Here is a 20,171-nt window from a genome sequence, read left to right as displayed (position 1 = left end):
TGAAACTCAGTATATTGTTTAATAATTATTCAATTTCGGACGACTTGGTTTTCTGTCCGAATTACGCAACAAAGCCCCTTGATACCCTACTGCGTAAATAAAGAGCGCAAAGAAAATGCTTTTTACGCCGGGATCAATATGAACACCAAATTGCCCAATAATTACACCCATTAATAATGTTCCGGCAACACCGCCAAGAACAAATCGACCAATGGTAATTTTACCAACCATATAACCGAGAGAGAGCGTAATAAAGAGAGCAACAAATGGTGCCATGTCAAAAAGGTTAGAAATAATTTCCATGACAATTTTACTCTTACTAATAAATATAAAACTCAAATAATCTAACTAATAATCTTTCACTCATATTTGTTGGATTATTTAATTTAAAAAGCATCTCGTTTGCTTCGAAGTGAATATTAGGAACAAAAACTCACAACTCGTAATCCCATTTGAAGGATGAAACCATCACTTCGCATATTCAAAAGCAAACATTGAACAATAATTGTCGAAAATTTAATAACTTAGCGTTCTGCAATGAACATCAAATAAATCGCAAAATAATTTTATTTTTGTTTCCGCGCTTCAAAAAACTGTTTGGTTGCATCATTCCCTCTATATAGCGCATAACATCTTTCGTTTGATGGATTAGATCCTCCAAAAGCGATTATCACGGATGCCACCATTTGCCTTATCTTTCCATTCATCAAGTTAATAGAGAAAAACACCATGAACTCAATGCCACATGAACTTGTGTGGGGCGAAGTTTACTTCCCACCCTTGTTGCTGGTTATTGCATTGGCTTACATGCTCACCATTTTGGTCGGAACCGTTGCTACAAAATTGGGTATCCACAAATACGTTGCATTTCCTGCACTCGCAGAGCTGAGCCTAATTGTGATTTTTACTGGCGTTATTGGTCGATTCATTACCATCTTTTGAGGCAAACCCCGTGATTAAACGTTATCTCATCACATTGCTACTGCTTTGTGCCGCTGGCAGTGTGATTTTCAGCTATTACCAGTCGTACTCAAGCAGCCCTTGGACACGAGACGGTCAAGTCAGTGCATACATTGTCTCAATCACGCCGCGTGTGACAGGACAAGTCATTAACGTGTATGTCGAAGACAACTCTCAAGTAAAACAAGGCGATTTACTGTTTGAGATCGATCCTAGCATCTATAAAGCGGCATACCACAAAGCATTGGCGACTCAAAAGCAAGCGGTCGCTCTGTTAGCAAAAGCAAAAAACGAAGAGCAACGCGCACTTAAGTTAGAAAAGCGCACACCTGGAGCCGTACCGGTACTGACATTGAACAACCTAAACAATGCGGTAGAAACGGCGGTGGCCAACGTGGAACTTGCGAAAGCCAATGTAGAGGAAGCAAAACTGAACCTTGATTACACCAAAGTTTATGCTCCAACGAATGGTTACATCACTAATTTGAACTTACGTGTCGGTTCTCAAGTGGTCGCTAACTCTCCGGTCGTAGCCTTAATTGATGAAGACAGCTTCTGGATAGAGGGTTACTTCAAAGAGACAGATCTGGTAGGCGTCAATCCTGAAGACACCGCTTATGTAACCTTGATGATGCACAACGATGTGCAACTAAAAGGTGAAATAAAAAGCATCGGCTACGGAATTGCAAAGCAAGATGGCAGCACAGGCAACGACCTCCTGCCAAACGTCAATCCGAACTTCCAGTGGATTCGATTGGCTCAACGTATTCCCATCAAAGTAAAACTGGATGAACTGCCAGACGATCTGCAACTTCGTGTGGGTATGACGGCTTCTATCAAAATCATTAAATAATTCGGTGATTGTTATGTTCAACGCCTCTACCAAAGAAGCGATCAAAGCTGCGCTCTCTATCGTTATCGCGATCTGCCTTGCCTTATGGTTTCAATGGGAGAAACCTTACTGGGCGGCAATTGCGGTCGCGGTGATGGCATTGAACGAAAGCTTCGCACACTCGATAAACAAAGGTAATAACCGATTGCTGGGAACCTTATTGGGCATCGGTTATGCCTTTTTTCTTATTGCGATGTTTTCTCAAGACCGCTTTTTGTTCCTCACCTTCTTCACCTTGTTTTTGGGTGTGTGCATTTTCATGTCGAGCGACGAAAAGTATGGTTATGTGTTTACCATCGGTTTTGCTGTGTGTTCGATCGTCGCCTGCATGGGTGGCTTTGACAATCAAGCAACGTTCCACTTCGCCGTCCTTCGTATGCAGGAGACGATTCTTGGCGTGATCACCTTCTCGGTGGTGTATCGCTTAGTGTGGCCAGTAAACACGGAACAAAACTTCATTCAGCGTTTTGAGACAAGCCGTGAGGTGATGCTTAGTGCCATGAATAACCCTCACCACATTGATATCGAAGCAGTGGAAACCAATACTGCCAACATAGAAAAAATGTTCCAATTTCTCGGTTTACCGCTTACTGGTAGCTACCGTTTAAAAGAGCATCGTCAGCTATGGCGCGCGCGTTTAAATGAGATGGCACAGCTCCAAGACCGATTGCTAGAACAAGCCGATAAGCCGCAACGTAACGAGATCGATTGGCCGACGTTAGCACAGCAACTTCAAAGCTTTGATATTAAAAAGCCGAGTACATCGTTTGTTGGCGACGTCCCTTTTGTCATTCAAGGAGATAACAATACTGTCTGGCATCATGAGCATCGGACCTTCATCCAGCATTTGAATGAAGACAGCAGAAAGGTACTGCAAGGTGTCTCCATGTTCGTGACGTCGCTGCTGATCTGGATTTACCTTCCTGTGCCCGGAGGGTTTATTTTCCCCATGCTGGCCGGTGTATTCTCATCACTCGTTCCTACCATGCCTCCGAGTATTATTAAGGATGCTTTTTTTGGAGTAATGGGCACGGGGACGGTAATCCTTCTGCAATACATTTTCTTAATGCCAATGATGACCGAGCTATGGCAACTTGCCTTGTTCTACTTCATTAACATCATCGTGATTTGGAAGGTCTTTTCCACACCAAAACTGATGGTACATAGAATTCTAGGTATTAACTTATTGGTTGTTTTGACATCGGGTGCGCTCAACTTAACCCCAGCGTATCGAATTGAAACGCCATTGCTGATGCTGGTAAACATTATGATCATTTTGATGATTGCCAAGTTGTTTACCGATCTGTTCCGTGTTCGCGTCACGGCCTAAGTGTCACCTCCGTTCTTGAAACTAAAGCCCTGCATTGCTTTTGCTCTGCGGGGCTTTTTGCTTTGTTCGCTGCCCTATTCCTGCCTCATTCATAAAGCGAGGATAGTATCCATCAAAAGCGATTAACGGAATTTCTCTCCCCCCCATAAAATCCTCTCATTGATTTACGAAATGCAATTAAAAACGCTGCATTCACAGCATCAATCACAGCAAACACATCTATCTAACTGAACAAGAAGTTCAGTGACACATTAACTGTCTGAGTCTCGAAGGTTTGAGGCTATTCAGAGTGGAAATCGTCATGAGTTTTTTTGAAATACGCGCTAGCAAGACATCTTCTCTTACTGTGCTAGCGAGCGCACTAATGCTTACTACCCCCACTTTTAGCTTCGCCGCAGAAGAGACAACTTACAACGAAGTAATGGAACAAGGTCGCCAACTTTTCGACAAATACGGTATCAGCCATGATCTACCGAAACTGGCCATCAGTTCTCTAGTACAAGGCGAGCACTTGGTAGAGCATGCTCACCGAACGGTTCAAATCGGCAACGAGGTCCGTGATTCTTCGGTGTTCCTTGTAAAAAACACCGACAGCAAGGGCAATATCGATCTACGCATCAAATACAACCCTGAAGAGCTGGATAAGAACGAAAAAGTGTTGGATGAAATCGAAGCCTTCACGCGCACAGAATATCGTCTGCGTAATTACGCAGAGAGCTTTGATTCTTCATCGGTACGAGCAAAAGAAGATCAAAACGGCAATGTCATTGTCAGCTTCAATTACTCAAAATACGGGCTTCCACAAGACATCGCCTATTTTCGTTTCTTAAGCGTCGATATCGAACTCGTTAACGGTGAGCCAAAACGCATGGTCATCACTAACGACAAGCCTTTCACACACCACAAATACAAGGTGGATACGTACCATCAAGAGATCCGCTTTCAAAAGCTGGATTCTGGCAAACTTGTGATTGCGAGCAAACACACTGAAATTGTTGGCTCAAGCAAAAACAAGCCATTGAAAATGGTCAGCACCCTTAAACCTGTCGCAATCTATGAGGATGACCTTGGTGTGCAAGTATTGGATGAGAAACGCTTGAACGAAGTATCTGACCCACGCATGCAAGAAGCCAGTGTAAAACTTGATCGTATCTTCCCGTTAATGGGCGATATGGTGCGTCGACAAGGCATCGATTTACCGCTGCCGTTTGGTGTGTCAATGGCTTACCGTAACCAAGATATGAACATCCCATTCAATGACTTCACTATTGATGGCGTGCGTCTAAACGACCTATTCGACCCAGAAGACACCGTCGGGATTGTGAACGCAGAGAGTTTTAGTATTCGTGGTGACGTGAACATCCTTCCTTTTTGGAACGTGTTTGGTTACGTCGGCAAAATCAATGTCGATGCTAACGTGGATGCGGGATACACAGGCGAAGGTGGCCAGTATCTAAAAGACAAGCTTAATGATCGTCTACCGGGCTTAGGCGACAAGTTTTGTGATGGTTTGTCCGCCCTATGTAATCGCGGGCGACTGAACGTACCCATTCACCTTGAATACGATTTGCGCGGTGTCGGTACAACACTCTCGGTTGGTTACAAAGAGTTCTTTGCTTCTGTGACTGGCACGTATTCTCAGACACGTTTAAAAGGCTTGGATGATTGGGGTGACGGCATTGTTACCGTTCAACCGATGCTTGGTTATCAGTTGGTCGACTACCGTACCCAGTTCTTTGTCGGTGCTGAATATCAAGGCTTGGACTCTCGTATGGATGGCCGAGTAAAAACCGGTGATATCGAGTTCGATTACGACATCGGTGTCGAGCTTAACGAGTGGGCATTCCTGACAGGCTTCAATAAGCAAATCGGCAAAAACTACAACCTGACCTTTCTCTATAACAAAGGGGAAACTCGAGAGTCAGTAACCTTAAATCTTGGTTACCGTTTCTAGCTCTCATAAAGAGCCCGCCCCTAGACGATGGTAGGACTGCATCCTACAAAGGCGATTACTGAAACTGTCGCCGATGTCCTACCATTTGAGCCATCAATACAACAAGCCATCCAACCATTCACGGATTAATGCCAAAGCGTCAGGACGTCGCTTGTTAGATGCCGTTTAACATTTTCGGTGTACGCACCAAATGACTTTTGGACATAACAATGACTTTACTCAATCGCTCAACTTTAGCCATTACCATCACTCTTGCCTTAGCAGCTTGCAGTGATGACTCTGGTAAACCTAGCGTTCCTAACGGCCCGAAGCCACTACAACCCTTACCACCAGAGCAAATCGCTTTGGAAATTGGCGATGCAACCATTCAAGCGACCAAAGAGTCCCTCGTCATCACGCCTCTTGCTGCGGATGAAAAACTAGCAGCGGTAGAGGCGTTCAAAGGTATCCAATTTGCGCAAGCAGACCGCTTTCAGCACAGCATTGCGGTCCCACTTGAAGGCGATATTGATGCGACTCAGTTCGGTGATGCGTGCCCGCAGTTAAAAACCACGGCACAAACGCAATCAGAAGATTGTTTGAACCTAAACATTTGGCGACCAGCAGGGACAGAAGCGTACGCAGATTTGCCAGTGTATGTCTTTATTCACGGTGGAGACTTTGAATACGGCGCGGGCTCAGAACCGCTGATTCATGGTGATATGGTGGTTGCACAAGGTGCTGACGATGGTAACCCGTTTATTGCAGTTACTTTTAACTATCGTTTGGGCTTGTTGGGCAGTGTTTGGGTCGATGGTTTGGACAACCCAGAGGGCGGTAACTTTGGCCTAGGCGATCAAAAACACGCGCTTGAATGGGTTCAACAAAACATAGAGGCATTCGGCGGCAATCCGCAAAACGTGACACTCATGGGTCAAGGTGCGGGTGCCATGTCTGTGGGAATTTTACAGCAATCAAAAGGCGATGCTGCAATCGCAGGTGAGCACTTTCAGCGTGCCATCATGCAAAGCAACGCGTACGGCTTTGAATATAAAAGTTACGATGTTGCCAAGAGCCAAAGACCAGAACAAAGCGTTGAAGATCTTGCGTTACTACCACTTGAAGAGATCATGAAGGTACAGAGCGAGATGCTTGATCCCATTCAACGTCTTAAGAGCTGGGTACTGACCGCTGCGAATATTCCGGTTATAAGTCCAACACGAGACAACAGCCCATTAGCTACGTTGATGCCATTTGCGCCTTACATCGAGCATCGCCCACCAGCGTTTCTAGTGAAAGAAGTTCCAGGCTATCACTTTACTGAACAAGCGATTGAGAGTGAATGGATCGTACCGACGGTAATTGGCTCAAACAGTGCAGAAAGCAATACTCTAGGCATGCTGCCGAGCCTGACATTTTTGATCCCAACTATTATTGAAATCTTGAGCCAAGAAGCGCCAGAAATCATTGAAAGTGGTGACGAAAACTTAATCGTCGAATACATGGTAGAGTGGCTAGAATCGGAAACGAACTTGAACCGTTTACGCGCTGAATATCGTTCATTACTCGACGATTCAGCTTCGATTGAACTAGATCTTTCTGACTTATTGGAACTGCTGCCTAGCACCGCTTATGAAGCGATGACCAAGTTGTTCTTCGGTTTGGGGAACTCCGATTCAACCACGGAGTTACTTGCTCTGGCTGACTTCTTCCCTAACGATGAAAGCGAACTGAATGGCGCGGCCAAAAACATGCAGCAATTCAAAACCACGTTGCATGATTTGCTCTTCACGGGTCCAAACCGTCATAAAGCTTCAATTGAAGAAGCAACAGGAGCGACGCCAAGCTTCTACTACTTTGACTACAAACCTGGATTCAACGTATGGACTTACAACACCAAATGTGAAAATGGCGATCTCGACGTTGGTGATTTACTCAAAAGCATCAGTTGTATTGTGGGCGCTTGTAATGCATCTGAATTACCATTTGTGTTTAATAAAGCATTAAAGCTTGATGGTTCAAGTGTTCGCCCAGGTAGCAAAGACAAAGCGATGATGAACGTGCTCTCTCGTATGTGGTTTAGCGAGCGTTTATTTGAAGACTTCCAGTACAACAGCGCGACTGATCGAGTGCTGCTGATCGATAACGATGGCGGTATTCAATCCACGCAAGACTGGGACAATGCTCATCACTCAGGCATCGATCCAAAACTGCGCCAAGGTCGCCTCAATGGTCTCGAGGAACTTGGGCTGATTCTGAGTCACATGTAACGTTATCTTCAGTCACTAAAAACTCGTTACCGAATACCTAAAAGCCAGTTCGCTGGCTTTTTTCATCCTTATTCCTTGAACATAATTAGGAAGGTTTACTCATGTTTCCTAACGCCATTCGTGCTCTGCTACTCTTTGTCTTCGGCGCGCTGTTGGTTGGCTGTGCCCAGCCCTACCCTCAAGTTGAACCGGATTTTGAAGCCAATTGGCAAACTACTCAGCATCAAGCCGAAGTTTACTTAATTCCTACCGCTCCAGAAGCCTTTGCTCGTCGCGTAGAACTGGTTAGAAACGCTCAGCAAAGCATCGATATGACTTACTTTTCTTGGGAGAGTGACACGCTTGGTTTGATGCTACTCAATGAACTCAAACAAGCAGCAGATCGAGGCGTGCAAGTTCGACTCACTCTCGATGATTTATTGGTGTTTAACGAGAAATGGCTTGCTGATCTCAGTGCTCACGACAACATTCAAATCCGTTTATTCAATCCGTTTGATTCACGTAAGTCAGGCTGGATTGGTCGCGCCGTCAACTTCTCTACTCATCAACAACGTTTGGACAATCGTCTGCACGAGAAGTACTTCAACGTCGACCATCAATGGATGATTCTAGGTGGACGTAACATTGGCGACGACTATTTTGGTTACAGCCGCAAAGCCAACTTCTTTGATATGGATGTCTTGTTCAAAGGCAGCATTATTCGAGCATTCGACAAAAACTACCAACAGCTTTGGGACAGCGAGCATGTTACGCCAATAGAAAACATCGTTAACGTTACCCCAAACTATTCCGCGTTTACTAAAGCGCTTAATAAAGGTGAGAAAGACAAAAGCATCATTCTGGCTGAAGTTGAAAAACAGGTAAAACAACTGATCAGTCCCGACTTCATTGCTACGCAAGTCACCCCCGTTTTCGACTCATTAGACAAGTTAGAAAACAACAAACCCTACTTTAGAAAACGTGCAGAACACCAAGTTTGGCAACAAATAACCACTGCATCCAAAGCAGTGATATCAACGCCTTATGTGGTACCGAGTGATGGTGAATTTGCCTTTATTGATACCTTGATGGAGCAAAAAGCGGACATCACGTTAATGACGAACTCGTCTGCCTCTAATGATTCTGGCTTTATTCCGGCTTATTACGAGGAGCATCGCCAAACCCTGTTGGATAAGGGCGTTCATATACTTGAGTACAAAAACCAAGCGAAAAATGATGACCATTACTTCCATGCGGATACTTATTATCACAACAAGACGGTGATACTCGATGATCGGCTAACTTATATCGGCTCATCAAACTTCGACCCAAGATCGGATTTCCTCAATGTGGAATTTGGTGTGTTGGTCCAAAGCGAAGCCTTTGCAGAACATGTCATGCACTACTTAACTCGACAACAAGATGAACTGTTTTGGCGAGTATCTCGAGATGGACAAGGCCAAACTCAGTGGCAATCAATGCATGAGATCCATACTAAGAATCCAAACTATGGTGGATGGCATAAGGCGCCTAACTGGATATTCAAGAAACTGAATGGTGAGTTCGAACTCTAAACAATCAAGACTTAAAAGGCTCTCTATCTGCAAGGATGAGAGCCTTTTTAATGTCCGCTAAAACTGCGTGCCTAGCGAAAAGTGAACGCGGAATTGGTCTCCTTGTGGGGCATCTAAACCATAAGCAAAGTCCACTTTGACAGGCACGTATTTTGAGTTCCATATCAAACTCAACCCTGTTCCACTTTTCCAATCCACCCTTTTGTTGAAGGCATCACCAACATCATAAAATGCCCCAAGCCACAGTTGGCGGTAGACCTGATATTGATATTCCAACCCAGCAGTAAACATGTAACGAGCACCGGTTAAATCGCCATTTTCGTCTCTCGGAGAGATAGACTCATAACCATAACCACGAAGATTGCCGTCACCTCCCGCAAAGAAACGTAATGATGATGGAATATCGCTCAAAGTGTCAGCGACATTAATACCGACATTGGAACGAAAGTGAAACTTGTGTTTTTCACTAATATCCCACGACAGCACACTGTTGCCTTCAATGCGCAGCAAACGAGAATCGGAGAAAAAATTAGGGTCTGAGTATTCCAATGAGTAAACATGACGGTGCTTTACTTCTAATTGATCGTTCTTGCGATCAAGCAGTGAAAATGTCACCCCCGGTAATAACAACTGTGATTCGTTATTCTCCGACGCTTGCCGATAACTTTCTTGCAAATAACGAACGTGCATGGTGCTTTGCCAATCGCTGTCTAACTGCCAGTGTTTTTCAAACGATAAATCATTAGAAAAACTCGATGTGTCTCGATAGTCGACATGCTTAGATTCAAACTGAATCCCGTAGTAATCCGTTAGAACATTTTGGGTGGGAATTTTGTAACCAAGTAATAGCGATTGTTCCGGTTTGGAAGCGTACGCTTGTGCCTCAAAACTGTGTCCACGTGCGTTATACCAAGGCTTGGTCCAGTTTAGTGAAGCGCGTAATCCCAAGTCTGTCGAATACCCACCGCCGACTTGCACAATATTGCGTGAATTCGGCTCTGCGAGCACTTCTATCGGCACCTTATGACCATCGGATACCTCCTCGAAATCCGCTTTCACAATCACAATGCGAAACCAATCAGTACTGGAGAGGTCGGCCTGATATTGACTCAATTTCACAGTGTCAAAATCGTCGCCCCACTCAAATGTTCTCATCGCTTCTATTCGAGCCGTTTCGATACCCGACGTAAGAACAGAGAGCTCTCCAAATTGGTAACGAGAACCACTAGAGAAATGCAGATTCACATGGGCTTGATTCAAACTTGGAATGACTTCCAAAGACGATTCGATAAAACGTCCATCTAAATAACCTTTTTGCTGAGCCAATGAAATCAAGTTTCGTTTTAGCGTGTCGTACTCAGAATGAAGCAACGGCTGCCCTTGTTTAAGTTGAGCTTGATTAATTAGTTCGATGAAATCTTGATCATTACTGGCCTCTCCCGACACAGCAAGATTAGATGTTTTGACCAACATCACCTCCCCCGCGTCAACCTCAAGCGTGATGAGATCATTCTCTGATCTCTGAACATTGAGCTCGGAATGATAGTAGCCATAAGGGTTTAACGCATTATTAACCATCTGCGTTAGTCGATTTGAGGTAATGTTTGAAACAGAGAGTTTCGTTAGTGGTGTAAGGTGACTTTCAAGATTTTTCTCTAATATTGGTGTTAGCCCTTTGATTTTAAATTGCGCTCCGAGTGCATGATGTAAAGGCATAGAAGCTAAAACTGATATACCTATTATTTGTTTAATGAGAGGAGACACACCGCTACCTAGTTTAGCAATACACTCGACAAGGTTAATGATGGAATGGCATATCTGTTAATCGCGTTTGTAGGATTGCTCCCTACGAAATCCTCTCGAAAATTCACGTTTCACAAGTAGATTCTTTGAACAATAAGTGGGCTCAAGCTAGGAGGTGGCAAATCATGCGGTCTGAAATAGGTATACTGTTTGCCAAAAATACAAAACCCAACGCTGAATGGATCTCATCAAGCGTTGGGTTACATTGATAATGTGTTTTTTAATCTAAAAAGCGGTCTGTTTGTAAAACTAGATCGAAGAACAGTTTCCTTTTTCTGCCATGTCGACTTTTAGTACTTCTGCTTTACCTTTGCTTTCGTCTACGAGTTCTACGCCCGCACCACCAACAAATACACCCATTTTAATGTATTGATTAACGAAATAATTACGGCCCTCTTCCGTTAAGATAGTTAAGTGATTTTCAGAAAACTCAGACTCTGTACTTACTTGATGTTCTTTATTGCCTTCGACCTCATGGTAGAAAAACACACCAGGAGCGGTTTCACCAATACATTCCCCATCGACGTAAACATACTTTTTAAGTGCTGCTCCGACAAAAGCGTCTTCTCGATAAATGTAAATCCCTGCGTTCCCCTTTTGAGGTGCTTCAAATGATTTCATTTGATTTGATACTGTCGAATCAACAGTAGGAACAGAAGCACAACCTGACAAACCCAAAAGGAATGCGGAACACAGAATTACTTTATTTTTCATGTTATTAACCTAGCTACGATAAAATCGCGCCAACCATACTATAAATAAATACGTTCACTTATTGGTATTTTTGAAATTTGTGATTCAACCTATGCAATAACACTCATTTAGCGTATAGGTTGAGCAAACCTTAGCCATATAATAATCACGAGAATAAAATGCCCTGTATCTAACGATCACTAAATACCACTTTACTCGCTAGACTGATAAGTAGAATACCTGAAACACCTTCAAGAGTTCTTGAATAACGCTGAGAGTGTGGACGACTAAATACCCAATTACCCACAGATGCGTACAAAACGTTACATGTCGTCGCAAGTACGCTGAACAGCAAGCCAAGTACTAATAATTGCATTGATGTTGAGCTTGCAGACGTATCAATAAATTGAGGCAGAAACGAGAGAAAGAATAGCGCTACTTTTGGATTCAAGACGCTGACGATAACCCCCTGAACAAACACATTTTTATTATTATCAACATTTTTGTTTTCAACGATTTTACTTTCTCCACGCCACATAGACAGTAATGACTGAACACCTAAATAAACTAGGTAAGCGGCCCCTAACCATTTAACAACGCTAAAAGCCAAAGATGAACTCAGAATTATTGCTGACAAACCTAAACATGCCGCTAGTGTATGAAAAAAGTAACCAACACCAAGCCCCAGAGCCGCTTTCAGCCCAGCAGATAATTTACCTTTCATTGTATTGGAAACAATATAAATTACATCAGGTCCAGGAATCATGTTGATAGCGAGACAAGCGACAACAAATAATAATAGTGAGTTTGAATCCATTCTTTTCTCCAAATTAACGTCTTGCGGGATAACATTTCATCGAACTACAAGTAATGCAACGTCCAGGTTTCAATTGGTTATATTTAGTATTAACAACACGTTACTAATACTACAGCACTGCGCGAAGAGCACAATCATGAACAGTGATACGAATTAAATTATGGGCCTTTGTTAGCCCTTTGAATGATAATATTTAGCATCGTTTGGTTGTAAGCTTTTTCTAGCCAGCAGCTCTTATGGAAGTTAACAAATCGGCTACTTAGTATACTTAATAGACCGTCAAATCAGATAGATTATCTATTCTTATTTCTTCAAGCCTTTTGTGCTTCATTTTCCTGCCTCACTAAGCAGCAACTTAATACTTGCTACACCAAAAAATAACGCGAACACGCCTTCAAAAACTGCTTTGGATCTGAGATAGGTTTGTCTGACCTTTTTATGCGCGAAAAGAAAAGCATAGCCAAAGAAAACCAAAGCACTAACCAGCCCCACAACAAAAATGACCGACAACAATTCCAACGGACTGGCCGTAGGAGGAACCCCTATCGAATAAAGCGCACCGAAAAACAGAATAGCCTTTGGGTTAGTTAAGTGAATTAACACTCCGGTTAAGTAGTTACCCTTCTTTGTCGTTACGTATGTTTTGGGTAACTTTAGCTGCTCGATGTTACAGGCAGAATGTACAGACTTTAAAGCCAAATATAAAAGATAAAATGCCCCACAATATCTAAGAATTTCAAAAAGCCAAACATTGCTATAGAGTATGGTTGCGAGACCAAAAGCGGCTGAGGTTGACCAAAATAAAGACCCCGTTAAAACACCTGCAGCCAAATACCCACCAAAGCGTCGACCGTGGTTCATTGACGTGCCTGCTATCGCAAGAGTTGCAGGTCCGGGGCTAACGATGGCAGCGATAGCTGATACGACAATCAGTGAATAATTTATCTCTTCCATTTTTACTCTAAGCCTCCAAATAGAGTTTTATCAACACTTATCGCGGAATACTCAATTGAACGTACATCAGAAGCGTAATACTCATTAAAACACCAAGTGTCACGAATCGAGTTGAGATTCTTTGGTATTTTACTGCTCCAAAATAACATCAAATCCGCCATAAATGAGACGCTTTCCATCAAAGGGCATTGGGTTATTATCTGGACTCATTCGGGGATCACCCATGATCCGCTGCCACCCTGAGTCCCGAACTTCTTTTGAAGGCCAGACTACCCACGAAAACACAACGGTTTCGTTGCTTTCAGCGTTAACTGCCATGGGAAATGATGTGATCTCACCATCTGGTACTTCACTCCCCCACGTCTCAACAACCTTTAAGGCCCCAAACTCCCTGAACATTTCTGCTGCTATTTTTGCGTGTGCGATATACTTTTCTTTATTCGCTGTCGGTACTGCAGCGACAAATCCATCAATGTATGACATAAGTAAACTCCTTTCATTGGAGTTATAACCATAGCTCAATAAAAAGAATGCACATGATGCCAAACCATAGAAGCAGGTACGTAATACAGCTTGAGAGCTACATTCCTAGCTTGGACTTTATATGCATATTTGAAAGGTATGTGTTTGGATCAAGCTTGGTTAGCATATTTATAATCTCCAAAACACTCGAATACTCAATACGTTCCTCTTCAGCATGCCCGATCCCACCTATTGTAAAGTGAGTAAAGCGGTAATCACGATAAACGTTTTGCAGCTGGCTAGAAATATCTTTGAGTAATCTTTTACTGAGGGCGAATACAGGGTATTCACTACTTTCTGAAAGCTCTGCTGTAGAGCCAATAGATACAATATTGCATTTATCGTTAAGTGAACCTAAAGCGTTAAGTTCATTGACTAGATTAAGAAACCCAATCGGGCCAACATTCATAAACTCAATCAGTTCGTTTGTTGTCAATTCTGAAGACTCTCCCCACATGGACGCCAAATAAACGATGATGTCAAACTCTACACCTTTGAAGCACGTGTAATCTGGTTTTTTATCGGGATCAACGTCAATACAAACAGAAACTACTCCATCCTCAACTAGCTTTGATCTAGAAATCGTATAAATTTCTGTACCCTGTAAGTTCGTAGCCAAAAACCTTCCTAGCCCCTTACTACCTCCAACAATTAAAATCTGCATAACCCCGTTCCTTCGTTAAGGTTGTCTTTCATATTATCCGCCAAACTGTGCATTAGGCATCACTTTAACGTTTCTGTTGTTTGCTTCTAGCCCTACTTAGTTCTATCTTCAATTTCATCGAATGGTTCAACTGAAATACGCTCTGCAATTTCACTCATCTTCTTCATTTTTTCTGGGTTACTAGTTCCCCAAAACCGCTCCCAGTCTTCACGTGTTCGCCACTTGGCAATAGTTAAAACCTTTTCCGGTACATCGTAAGAACGAAGCATAAAACTACCAAGCGCCCCTTCTACTGACTGATGAATTGAATCTGTCGTCGAACGCCATATATTTTGAAACTCATCCATTTTTTCACTTGGCACACGCCATTCATACACAACTCTAAACATAACACTTCCATTAAAATTTCTAGATTTAATACGGCAAAGTATCAGGAACACTAAGCCAGGTTAATAGATGAATAAAGCAACATAGTAGAGCGTAGAACAACCTAAAAAACAAAGCGTAAACGCTCTAAATCACTCCGATTCGATTAGTCATGCACACATTCAAAGATTTCGTATTGACGTTTAACATTGGCAGTTACTTTTCCCCAATGTGAGGCTTGAACTCTTTCCTGATGTTGTTTAAAAGAGGCTTTGTCGACGAACTCCTCATAGACATCAAAACGAAAAGGATTAGTCGAGCTTTGAGTCACAAGAAAAGTAAGGCAGCCCGGCTCTTCTAACGTGAGCCTTTTGTGAGTTATTAACGCATGTTTTACTAATTCTAGATCCTTTTCTGGAACTAAAATAAAGCCTTTCAATGTTACTTTCGACATATCATCCTCTCGCCCCTGTTAAGAAGTAGCCAACACGCCCTCAATCTCAACCATCATATCGCAAATGTGAATCTCACCATGAATTAAAATGCCACGTGTTAGGAATCTATTTCTAATGCCCTATCGACTTACGAGCATAAGGTTATCTCTACCCTTTCTTTGCCTTTACCGATGTTCTTGCGTTTTAATTGAATTTGGCCGACTTCTGATGTGCGCTTTAAATGAGTGCCACCGCAAGGTACTTGCGCAAACCCGTCCACTCTCCAATACCTTCTTTCACTCTCTTGATCGGAAAAGTCACTAATAATAACTGAATCAGAGTTAATCAAATCTTGCACATCAGTTTCAATTTCTTTCAATAGCGGGCCAATATTTTCTGACCACTCGAAATCTATGCGACTCTTATTTTCAGAAATATGCGCGCCTATCTTAACAATGCCTTCCCGGCGCTGATAAAACATCTCAAGCACCACTTCAGCCGCAAAGTGTAGCTTCATTAAGGCGTATCTACGCTTCCAATCAATATTCGTAGTTACAATGTCACCAAGAGTAAAATTTGGAGAGGATTCCAATGTGTAAATAAGTCGAACACCTAACTTTTGAGCAATCAAAACCGGAATACCATTAATCGTTCCTTCATCACTCTCTTGGCCTCCAGACTCTGCAAAGAAGATAGTCTGGTCCAATTCAACCTTATTTCCGTCTACATTGGTCACTCTTGAGTTAAGTTCTGTTTGGTAGGGATTAACCCAAAATAATTTCTCGCTCATGCTGCTATCCTTGCAGTAAGTCCTATCCTTGATAGTACATTCAGTGACCACCAAGTCAATTCAAGAAACCTCGCCGTCAAGTGTAAGGCTGTGTATTGAGTACGAGCAGGCTAGATCTATTAGATGCTTTTAAGGCCGGGTACTAAACGCTGTCTAGGGGTTTAGCTAACAACCCGTAAATTGCTGAATCTGAGACTACTCCATTCACTTCCCAACGCTGCCTTAGGAAACCTTCCTTTATAAAACCTAACCGTTCCAAGACTTTACCTGAAGAAGCATTGTCTGGATCTATCTCAGCCTCGATTCGACGTAGATTCAGTGTTTTGAATGCGTGTTCGATTAATGCAGTTCCCGCCTCTAATACAATGCCTTTACCCCAGAAATGACGACTAACGCCAAAGCCAATTTCTGCGCGCCTAGACTCTTTCACGTGATTAAACAGCATTATCTTACCCAGAAGTTGGCCATTGCTCTTTAGGAAGATGCCTAGTGTCACTTCTGTATTGCTATTCATGGCCTGTGTACTCTTGGCTATAAATGTCCGCGCTTCTTCAATTGAAACCCAAGGGCCAGTGTTCCAATATTTCATGACCTCATGGTCTGAGAAGATATCAAACAATTCGCTTGCATCATGTTCAACTAGCTCTCTTAGAATTAATCGTTCCGTTTCAATCTTTGTTACTAACATTTAGGAGTCAGCCTTTTGGTTTGTTATTGGTGACGAAAATCCAATAAAAGTGTGAGACACGTAATACAAATGATTTCGTGTGAGACTTTTAAACAAGCTCAACGCACGGTAAAAGCGCCACGTGTAACGACTCTATATTGAAGCAAATTTTAGACATTCAAGTGCGTCAACAAGTAACCGCTGAACGCATCAAAGCTTGGAGTGAGTTGATCATAAATCCTAAACTCAGGCTCAAAATAGTCCATATACTTTATTATCGCTTAGTGACGATTTCCTTCAGTACTCTGGCTGGGTTACCACCAACAACGACATTGTCTCCAAAACTCTTTGTAACGACTGCGCCAGAGGCTACCACCACGTTGTTCCCAAGTGTTACGCCAGGGTTGATTACGGCATGGCCACCTATCCAACAATTGTCACCAATGTTTATGGGCTTTGCTAGCTCTAAACCACTGTTCCTCTCGATAGGATCTAAGGGATGAGTCGCAGTATAAATGCCAACTTGCGGCCCAAGTAAACAGTTATCACCAAACTTAACTTCCGCAACATCCAAAATCACACAACCAAAATTAGCGTAGAAATTATCTCCAACGTGAATGTTGGATCCGTAGTCGCAATTGAAAGAAGATTCAACATGAATATCGTCCCCTGTTGTGCCGAACAAGCGCTTAGTTATTTGAACTCGCTTTTGTTTATGCTCAACAGAGGTAGCATTCAATTTTTCAGTTAGTAACCTAGCGCTCAACCTTAACTTTAATAACTCTTCATCACTTGGGTCATAAAGCTCACCTGCTAACATTTTCTCTTTTTCTGACATAAAACTTGGACTCCAATACCAATTTTCTTACAACGCTACATTAAGTATGTGAGTAACGCTACCACCTAAACGAGGTTATTTCACCACGAAAACAAAGCCCAACTTGAACCCAAGTCCTCAGCGCTATCAATTTTTTCAACAAGTTAGTGAACTACCACCACCGTTCTCACTAACTTATCACCGAGCCGTTGCCTCTTTTTACCAAGAATGAAAATTGAGTCAATAAAACCGAAGAATGGAGTAATAACATTTCGAAAGAGCGACTGAAAAATATTGCACTTTTTACCCGTTCTTGCACTTATAACTGCAATGCCCAAAAGTTTTTTACCCACACTTTGACCATTTGGTAAACAATCAGAAAAAAGGTAATACGATACAGTCGCAGTTACTGCTGTAGCGCGCACAAGCTCTTTTTCAATACCGATTTCTAAGCCGACCCATAAAACGAGAGTAAAAATGCTAAAACTGACAAAAAGATCAATCATTTGTCCAACACACCTAACTCCCGGACTAGCCAAAACGTAATTTTCTAGAGTAAATTTTCCTGCATTTTTCATTTTAAAATTTGGACTAACAATTGTTTATTTGTGAACTAACGCTATTGAGACAGTAACATCCCCACTAAACCTAATCCATACTTCCGTAAAGCACGGTCGAACCTGATTTTGCTATTTTTTCAATATATTACCACGCTCGTTCTAAAGGCTAGATTGGTAATATTTCAACATCTCTTCTTGATTAAGCGCTTTACTTTCTAACTTTTGTTGATCTTTAAAGATTTGAGCTAATGAAGGGAGAATTGAGCGATTTACTTTATAGTCATCAGACCAAAGTTTCCCTCTCATCACCGCTTTCGCACAATGAAAATACATACTCTCTATGACTATTTTGATAACAACCTTAGGATCTTTACTTCCATCGGGGCAAGCAGATATCAAGTTGGCGTCGGTGTGAATACTTGCGATTCCTTTAATACGGAGCACTTCATCAATACCATTTACCATCAATAACAACCCTACCTTGGGGTTACTAATGATATTTTTTAGACTATCGATACGATTGTTCCCCGAGCTATCAGGGAGCAACAATGTTGATTCATCTAAAACTTTTACGAAGCCAGGCTCTCCTCCTTTAGGAGAGAGATCGATATACCCTTGTGAATCAGCGGTACTTAGAACTGCAAAATGGCAATTATTAATTAATGTAATCGCATGAACATCCAGCACAGGCAGAGCTTTATTTTTAGCTCTCGCACTTGGCTCTGCGTAAATTTCTTTTAACTGCTCTATTGTTTTAATTTCACTCATTCAATGTTATTCCTTCACTATCGTATAATGCTTTGCTTGTAAGCAAGCAGTAACTCTGACTTCTTGTATAGGCACTAGACCTAACTCATCGTAAAAATACTACGAGTACAAGTTGTCTCTTTAATGCCTTGTTATCTGAAGATTTAAAGTTTTTCACTAAACTCCCCACACTGCTTACACTTATAACCATGCTTGTAAAAAAACAGTGGAAAACCCAGTAAAATAAAAACTAAGAAAGCTGGGCGTTTACCTTTTGTAAATGCAAATAGATCTTTACTACCACATTTAGGGCAAACGTCTTTTTCTTCATCAACGTCAACTTCATTTCCCAATGATTCTGAGAAATCGCTACTAAGTATTTGTTTCGCATCTTCTGCATCACTTTCGGCCACCATCAGACGGACGCCGCCTATTGCATTTGAATAAAGCCACTGAGTATTTACCGTGTGCTCGTCAGCGATGTAACTTTCTATTCCGACACTATCTAGGCTTGCTCTCGCAATATGAGCTTCATGAGGAAAAGAAAACCTTGCTACTACAATCACATATTGCTCCTTGTGGGAAAGCGCTCCCGTAAGGTATAAGAAACGCTAATTGGAAATGCCATGTGTAGTATTTCTTTTTGAACAATTTATTAGCCCACTACAGACTAATACATATACCCTAACCAATCTATATGACCAACAGCCCAAGTTTTACCGCTGATAGGTTTAACATATAAATCATCTAGTTGCTCTACAGCGACACCGTAATTTTTATGTTCGTGAACTCGCAACCAAGAACTTAGAGAGTTAAGACGCATATAACCATTAGCCACATAAAAACGCTCCAAATCGGAGACTAAAATGATGAAGTCGACATCTTTAGTGGACGCATACTCGCTGAGTTGAGACAACATTTTTGTGCCAATACCTTGTCTTTGAACTGTGCTCTCGACACAAAAGTCACTCACACCTAATACTTTATAAATTTCATCACCAACGCGAACAGCTCTGTAGTCTAATCCCATGTAACCAACTAACTGATCACCTTCGTAATTCAGAACTCTCATATGCGGGAGTTGCTTATAGTAAGAGCGAGTAACTTGGTGTTCAGGAAACGACTTGTTTCTAAGAGCTTCAATTGCATTATGCTGCGCTTTAGATAACTCGATTTCTGGGTAAATATCCATATTTGACCTTTGAGTATTAATGACCTTTTGGAGTTGAGCAACGCAATACAAAAGCCGCCGCATACCGCCTTAAACACGAAAACCAACGCATAGTAAAAATGCCACGCGTTGCGAATCGCTATTGAACAGTTTGTATGGATAATAAGTACTCCAATCGGGTAAGGTGAGACCCAGACTTTAGCTGCAACTAAAGTTCTTCTATCTGGT

21 protein-coding genes and 1 pseudogene are annotated in these 20,171 nt (G+C 42.2%); 6 read left to right on the top strand and 16 right to left on the bottom strand.

From position 1 onward, the window contains the following. Positions 1-75: 75 nt before the first annotated feature. Positions 76-303, bottom strand: a pseudogene (locus tag R7Z49_RS22175) (aspartate-alanine antiporter); the annotation flags it as partial. Positions 304-729: 426 nt separating this feature from the next. Here R7Z49_RS22175 and R7Z49_RS22170 point away from each other — a divergent pair. From R7Z49_RS22170 to R7Z49_RS22145, 6 genes are all read left to right on the top strand, one after another. Beyond that, positions 730-942: a DUF1656 domain-containing protein gene (locus R7Z49_RS22170; protein ID WP_031781105.1), complete on the top strand. Its 213-nt coding sequence runs from the start codon at positions 730-732 to the stop codon at positions 940-942. Positions 943-952: 10 nt separating this feature from the next. After that, the gene (locus tag R7Z49_RS22165; protein WP_005435679.1) at positions 953-1,813 is read left to right on the top strand and encodes an HlyD family secretion protein; all 861 of its coding nucleotides are present in this window, start codon (positions 953-955) and stop codon (positions 1,811-1,813) included. Between the two features lie 13 nt (positions 1,814-1,826). Next, a complete protein-coding gene (locus R7Z49_RS22160; RefSeq protein ID WP_285335377.1) occupies positions 1,827-3,182 on the top strand; it encodes an FUSC family protein in 1,356 nt (451 codons plus the stop codon). Between the two features lie 301 nt (positions 3,183-3,483). After that, a complete protein-coding gene (locus R7Z49_RS22155) occupies positions 3,484-5,136 on the top strand; it encodes a hypothetical protein (RefSeq protein WP_318112044.1) in 1,653 nt (550 codons plus the stop codon). A gap of 209 nt (positions 5,137-5,345) precedes the next feature. After that, positions 5,346-7,385, top strand: a complete 2,040-nt coding sequence (locus R7Z49_RS22150) for a carboxylesterase family protein (RefSeq protein WP_318112043.1) — start codon at positions 5,346-5,348, stop codon at positions 7,383-7,385. A gap of 101 nt (positions 7,386-7,486) precedes the next feature. Beyond that, positions 7,487-8,938, top strand: coding sequence for a phospholipase D family protein (locus tag R7Z49_RS22145; protein ID WP_318112041.1), 1,452 nt, complete (start codon positions 7,487-7,489; stop codon positions 8,936-8,938). A 57-nt stretch (positions 8,939-8,995) separates the two neighbouring features. On the opposite strand, the gene R7Z49_RS22140 is transcribed toward R7Z49_RS22145, so the two are convergent. The 15 genes from R7Z49_RS22140 to R7Z49_RS22070 all read right to left on the bottom strand — a co-directional run bounded on the left by R7Z49_RS22140 (position 8,996) and on the right by R7Z49_RS22070 (position 19,964). After that, on the bottom strand, positions 8,996-10,654 hold the full coding sequence (locus tag R7Z49_RS22140; RefSeq protein WP_318112039.1) for an autotransporter assembly complex family protein: 1,659 nt from the start codon (positions 10,652-10,654) through the stop codon (positions 8,996-8,998). A gap of 336 nt (positions 10,655-10,990) precedes the next feature. After that, positions 10,991-11,455 (bottom strand): DUF2846 domain-containing protein, encoded by a 465-nt coding sequence (locus R7Z49_RS22135; protein WP_005377099.1) that lies wholly within the window; start codon positions 11,453-11,455, stop codon positions 10,991-10,993. A 169-nt stretch (positions 11,456-11,624) separates the two neighbouring features. Beyond that, entirely contained in the window at positions 11,625-12,251 is a 627-nt protein-coding gene (locus R7Z49_RS22130; protein WP_318112037.1) for a LysE family translocator, read from the bottom strand. A gap of 327 nt (positions 12,252-12,578) precedes the next feature. Further along, positions 12,579-13,205 (bottom strand): LysE family translocator, encoded by a 627-nt coding sequence (locus R7Z49_RS22125; RefSeq protein WP_318112036.1) that lies wholly within the window; start codon positions 13,203-13,205, stop codon positions 12,579-12,581. 129 nt (positions 13,206-13,334) lie between these two features. After that, positions 13,335-13,688, bottom strand: coding sequence for a DUF1428 domain-containing protein (locus R7Z49_RS22120; RefSeq protein WP_017821465.1), 354 nt, complete (start codon positions 13,686-13,688; stop codon positions 13,335-13,337). Positions 13,689-13,785: 97 nt separating this feature from the next. After that, positions 13,786-14,391, bottom strand: a complete 606-nt coding sequence (locus R7Z49_RS22115; RefSeq protein WP_085569983.1) for a hypothetical protein — start codon at positions 14,389-14,391, stop codon at positions 13,786-13,788. A 92-nt stretch (positions 14,392-14,483) separates the two neighbouring features. Then, the gene (locus R7Z49_RS22110) at positions 14,484-14,780 is read right to left on the bottom strand and encodes an antibiotic biosynthesis monooxygenase family protein (protein WP_033907479.1); all 297 of its coding nucleotides are present in this window, start codon (positions 14,778-14,780) and stop codon (positions 14,484-14,486) included. A 143-nt stretch (positions 14,781-14,923) separates the two neighbouring features. Beyond that, positions 14,924-15,211 (bottom strand): putative quinol monooxygenase, encoded by a 288-nt coding sequence (locus R7Z49_RS22105; protein WP_005377083.1) that lies wholly within the window; start codon positions 15,209-15,211, stop codon positions 14,924-14,926. 128 nt (positions 15,212-15,339) lie between these two features. Then, positions 15,340-15,981 (bottom strand): alanine--tRNA ligase-related protein, encoded by a 642-nt coding sequence (locus tag R7Z49_RS22100; protein WP_017821461.1) that lies wholly within the window; start codon positions 15,979-15,981, stop codon positions 15,340-15,342. A gap of 142 nt (positions 15,982-16,123) precedes the next feature. After that, the gene (locus R7Z49_RS22095; RefSeq protein ID WP_017821460.1) at positions 16,124-16,669 is read right to left on the bottom strand and encodes a GNAT family N-acetyltransferase; all 546 of its coding nucleotides are present in this window, start codon (positions 16,667-16,669) and stop codon (positions 16,124-16,126) included. 253 nt (positions 16,670-16,922) lie between these two features. Then, complete coding sequence (locus R7Z49_RS22090; protein WP_005389307.1) at positions 16,923-17,486, bottom strand: sugar O-acetyltransferase; 564 nt, start codon at positions 17,484-17,486, stop codon at positions 16,923-16,925. A gap of 143 nt (positions 17,487-17,629) precedes the next feature. Beyond that, positions 17,630-18,043, bottom strand: a complete 414-nt coding sequence (locus R7Z49_RS22085) for an RDD family protein (RefSeq protein ID WP_031781318.1) — start codon at positions 18,041-18,043, stop codon at positions 17,630-17,632. A gap of 141 nt (positions 18,044-18,184) precedes the next feature. Then, entirely contained in the window at positions 18,185-18,793 is a 609-nt protein-coding gene (locus R7Z49_RS22080; protein WP_005389306.1) for a pyridoxamine 5'-phosphate oxidase family protein, read from the bottom strand. 143 nt (positions 18,794-18,936) lie between these two features. Next, complete coding sequence (locus tag R7Z49_RS22075; RefSeq protein WP_005377076.1) at positions 18,937-19,338, bottom strand: DUF2007 domain-containing protein; 402 nt, start codon at positions 19,336-19,338, stop codon at positions 18,937-18,939. 104 nt (positions 19,339-19,442) lie between these two features. Further along, positions 19,443-19,964, bottom strand: a complete 522-nt coding sequence (locus R7Z49_RS22070; RefSeq protein ID WP_031781316.1) for a GNAT family N-acetyltransferase — start codon at positions 19,962-19,964, stop codon at positions 19,443-19,445. Positions 19,965-20,171: the final 207 nt, after the last annotated feature.

This window comes from Vibrio sp. 1562, assembly GCF_033340155.1.
Taxonomy (GTDB): Bacteria; Pseudomonadota; Gammaproteobacteria; order Enterobacterales; family Vibrionaceae; genus Vibrio; species Vibrio alginolyticus.
Note: the sequence above shows the minus strand (reverse complement) of the source record. Positions and strands in the feature narration are given on the sequence as shown.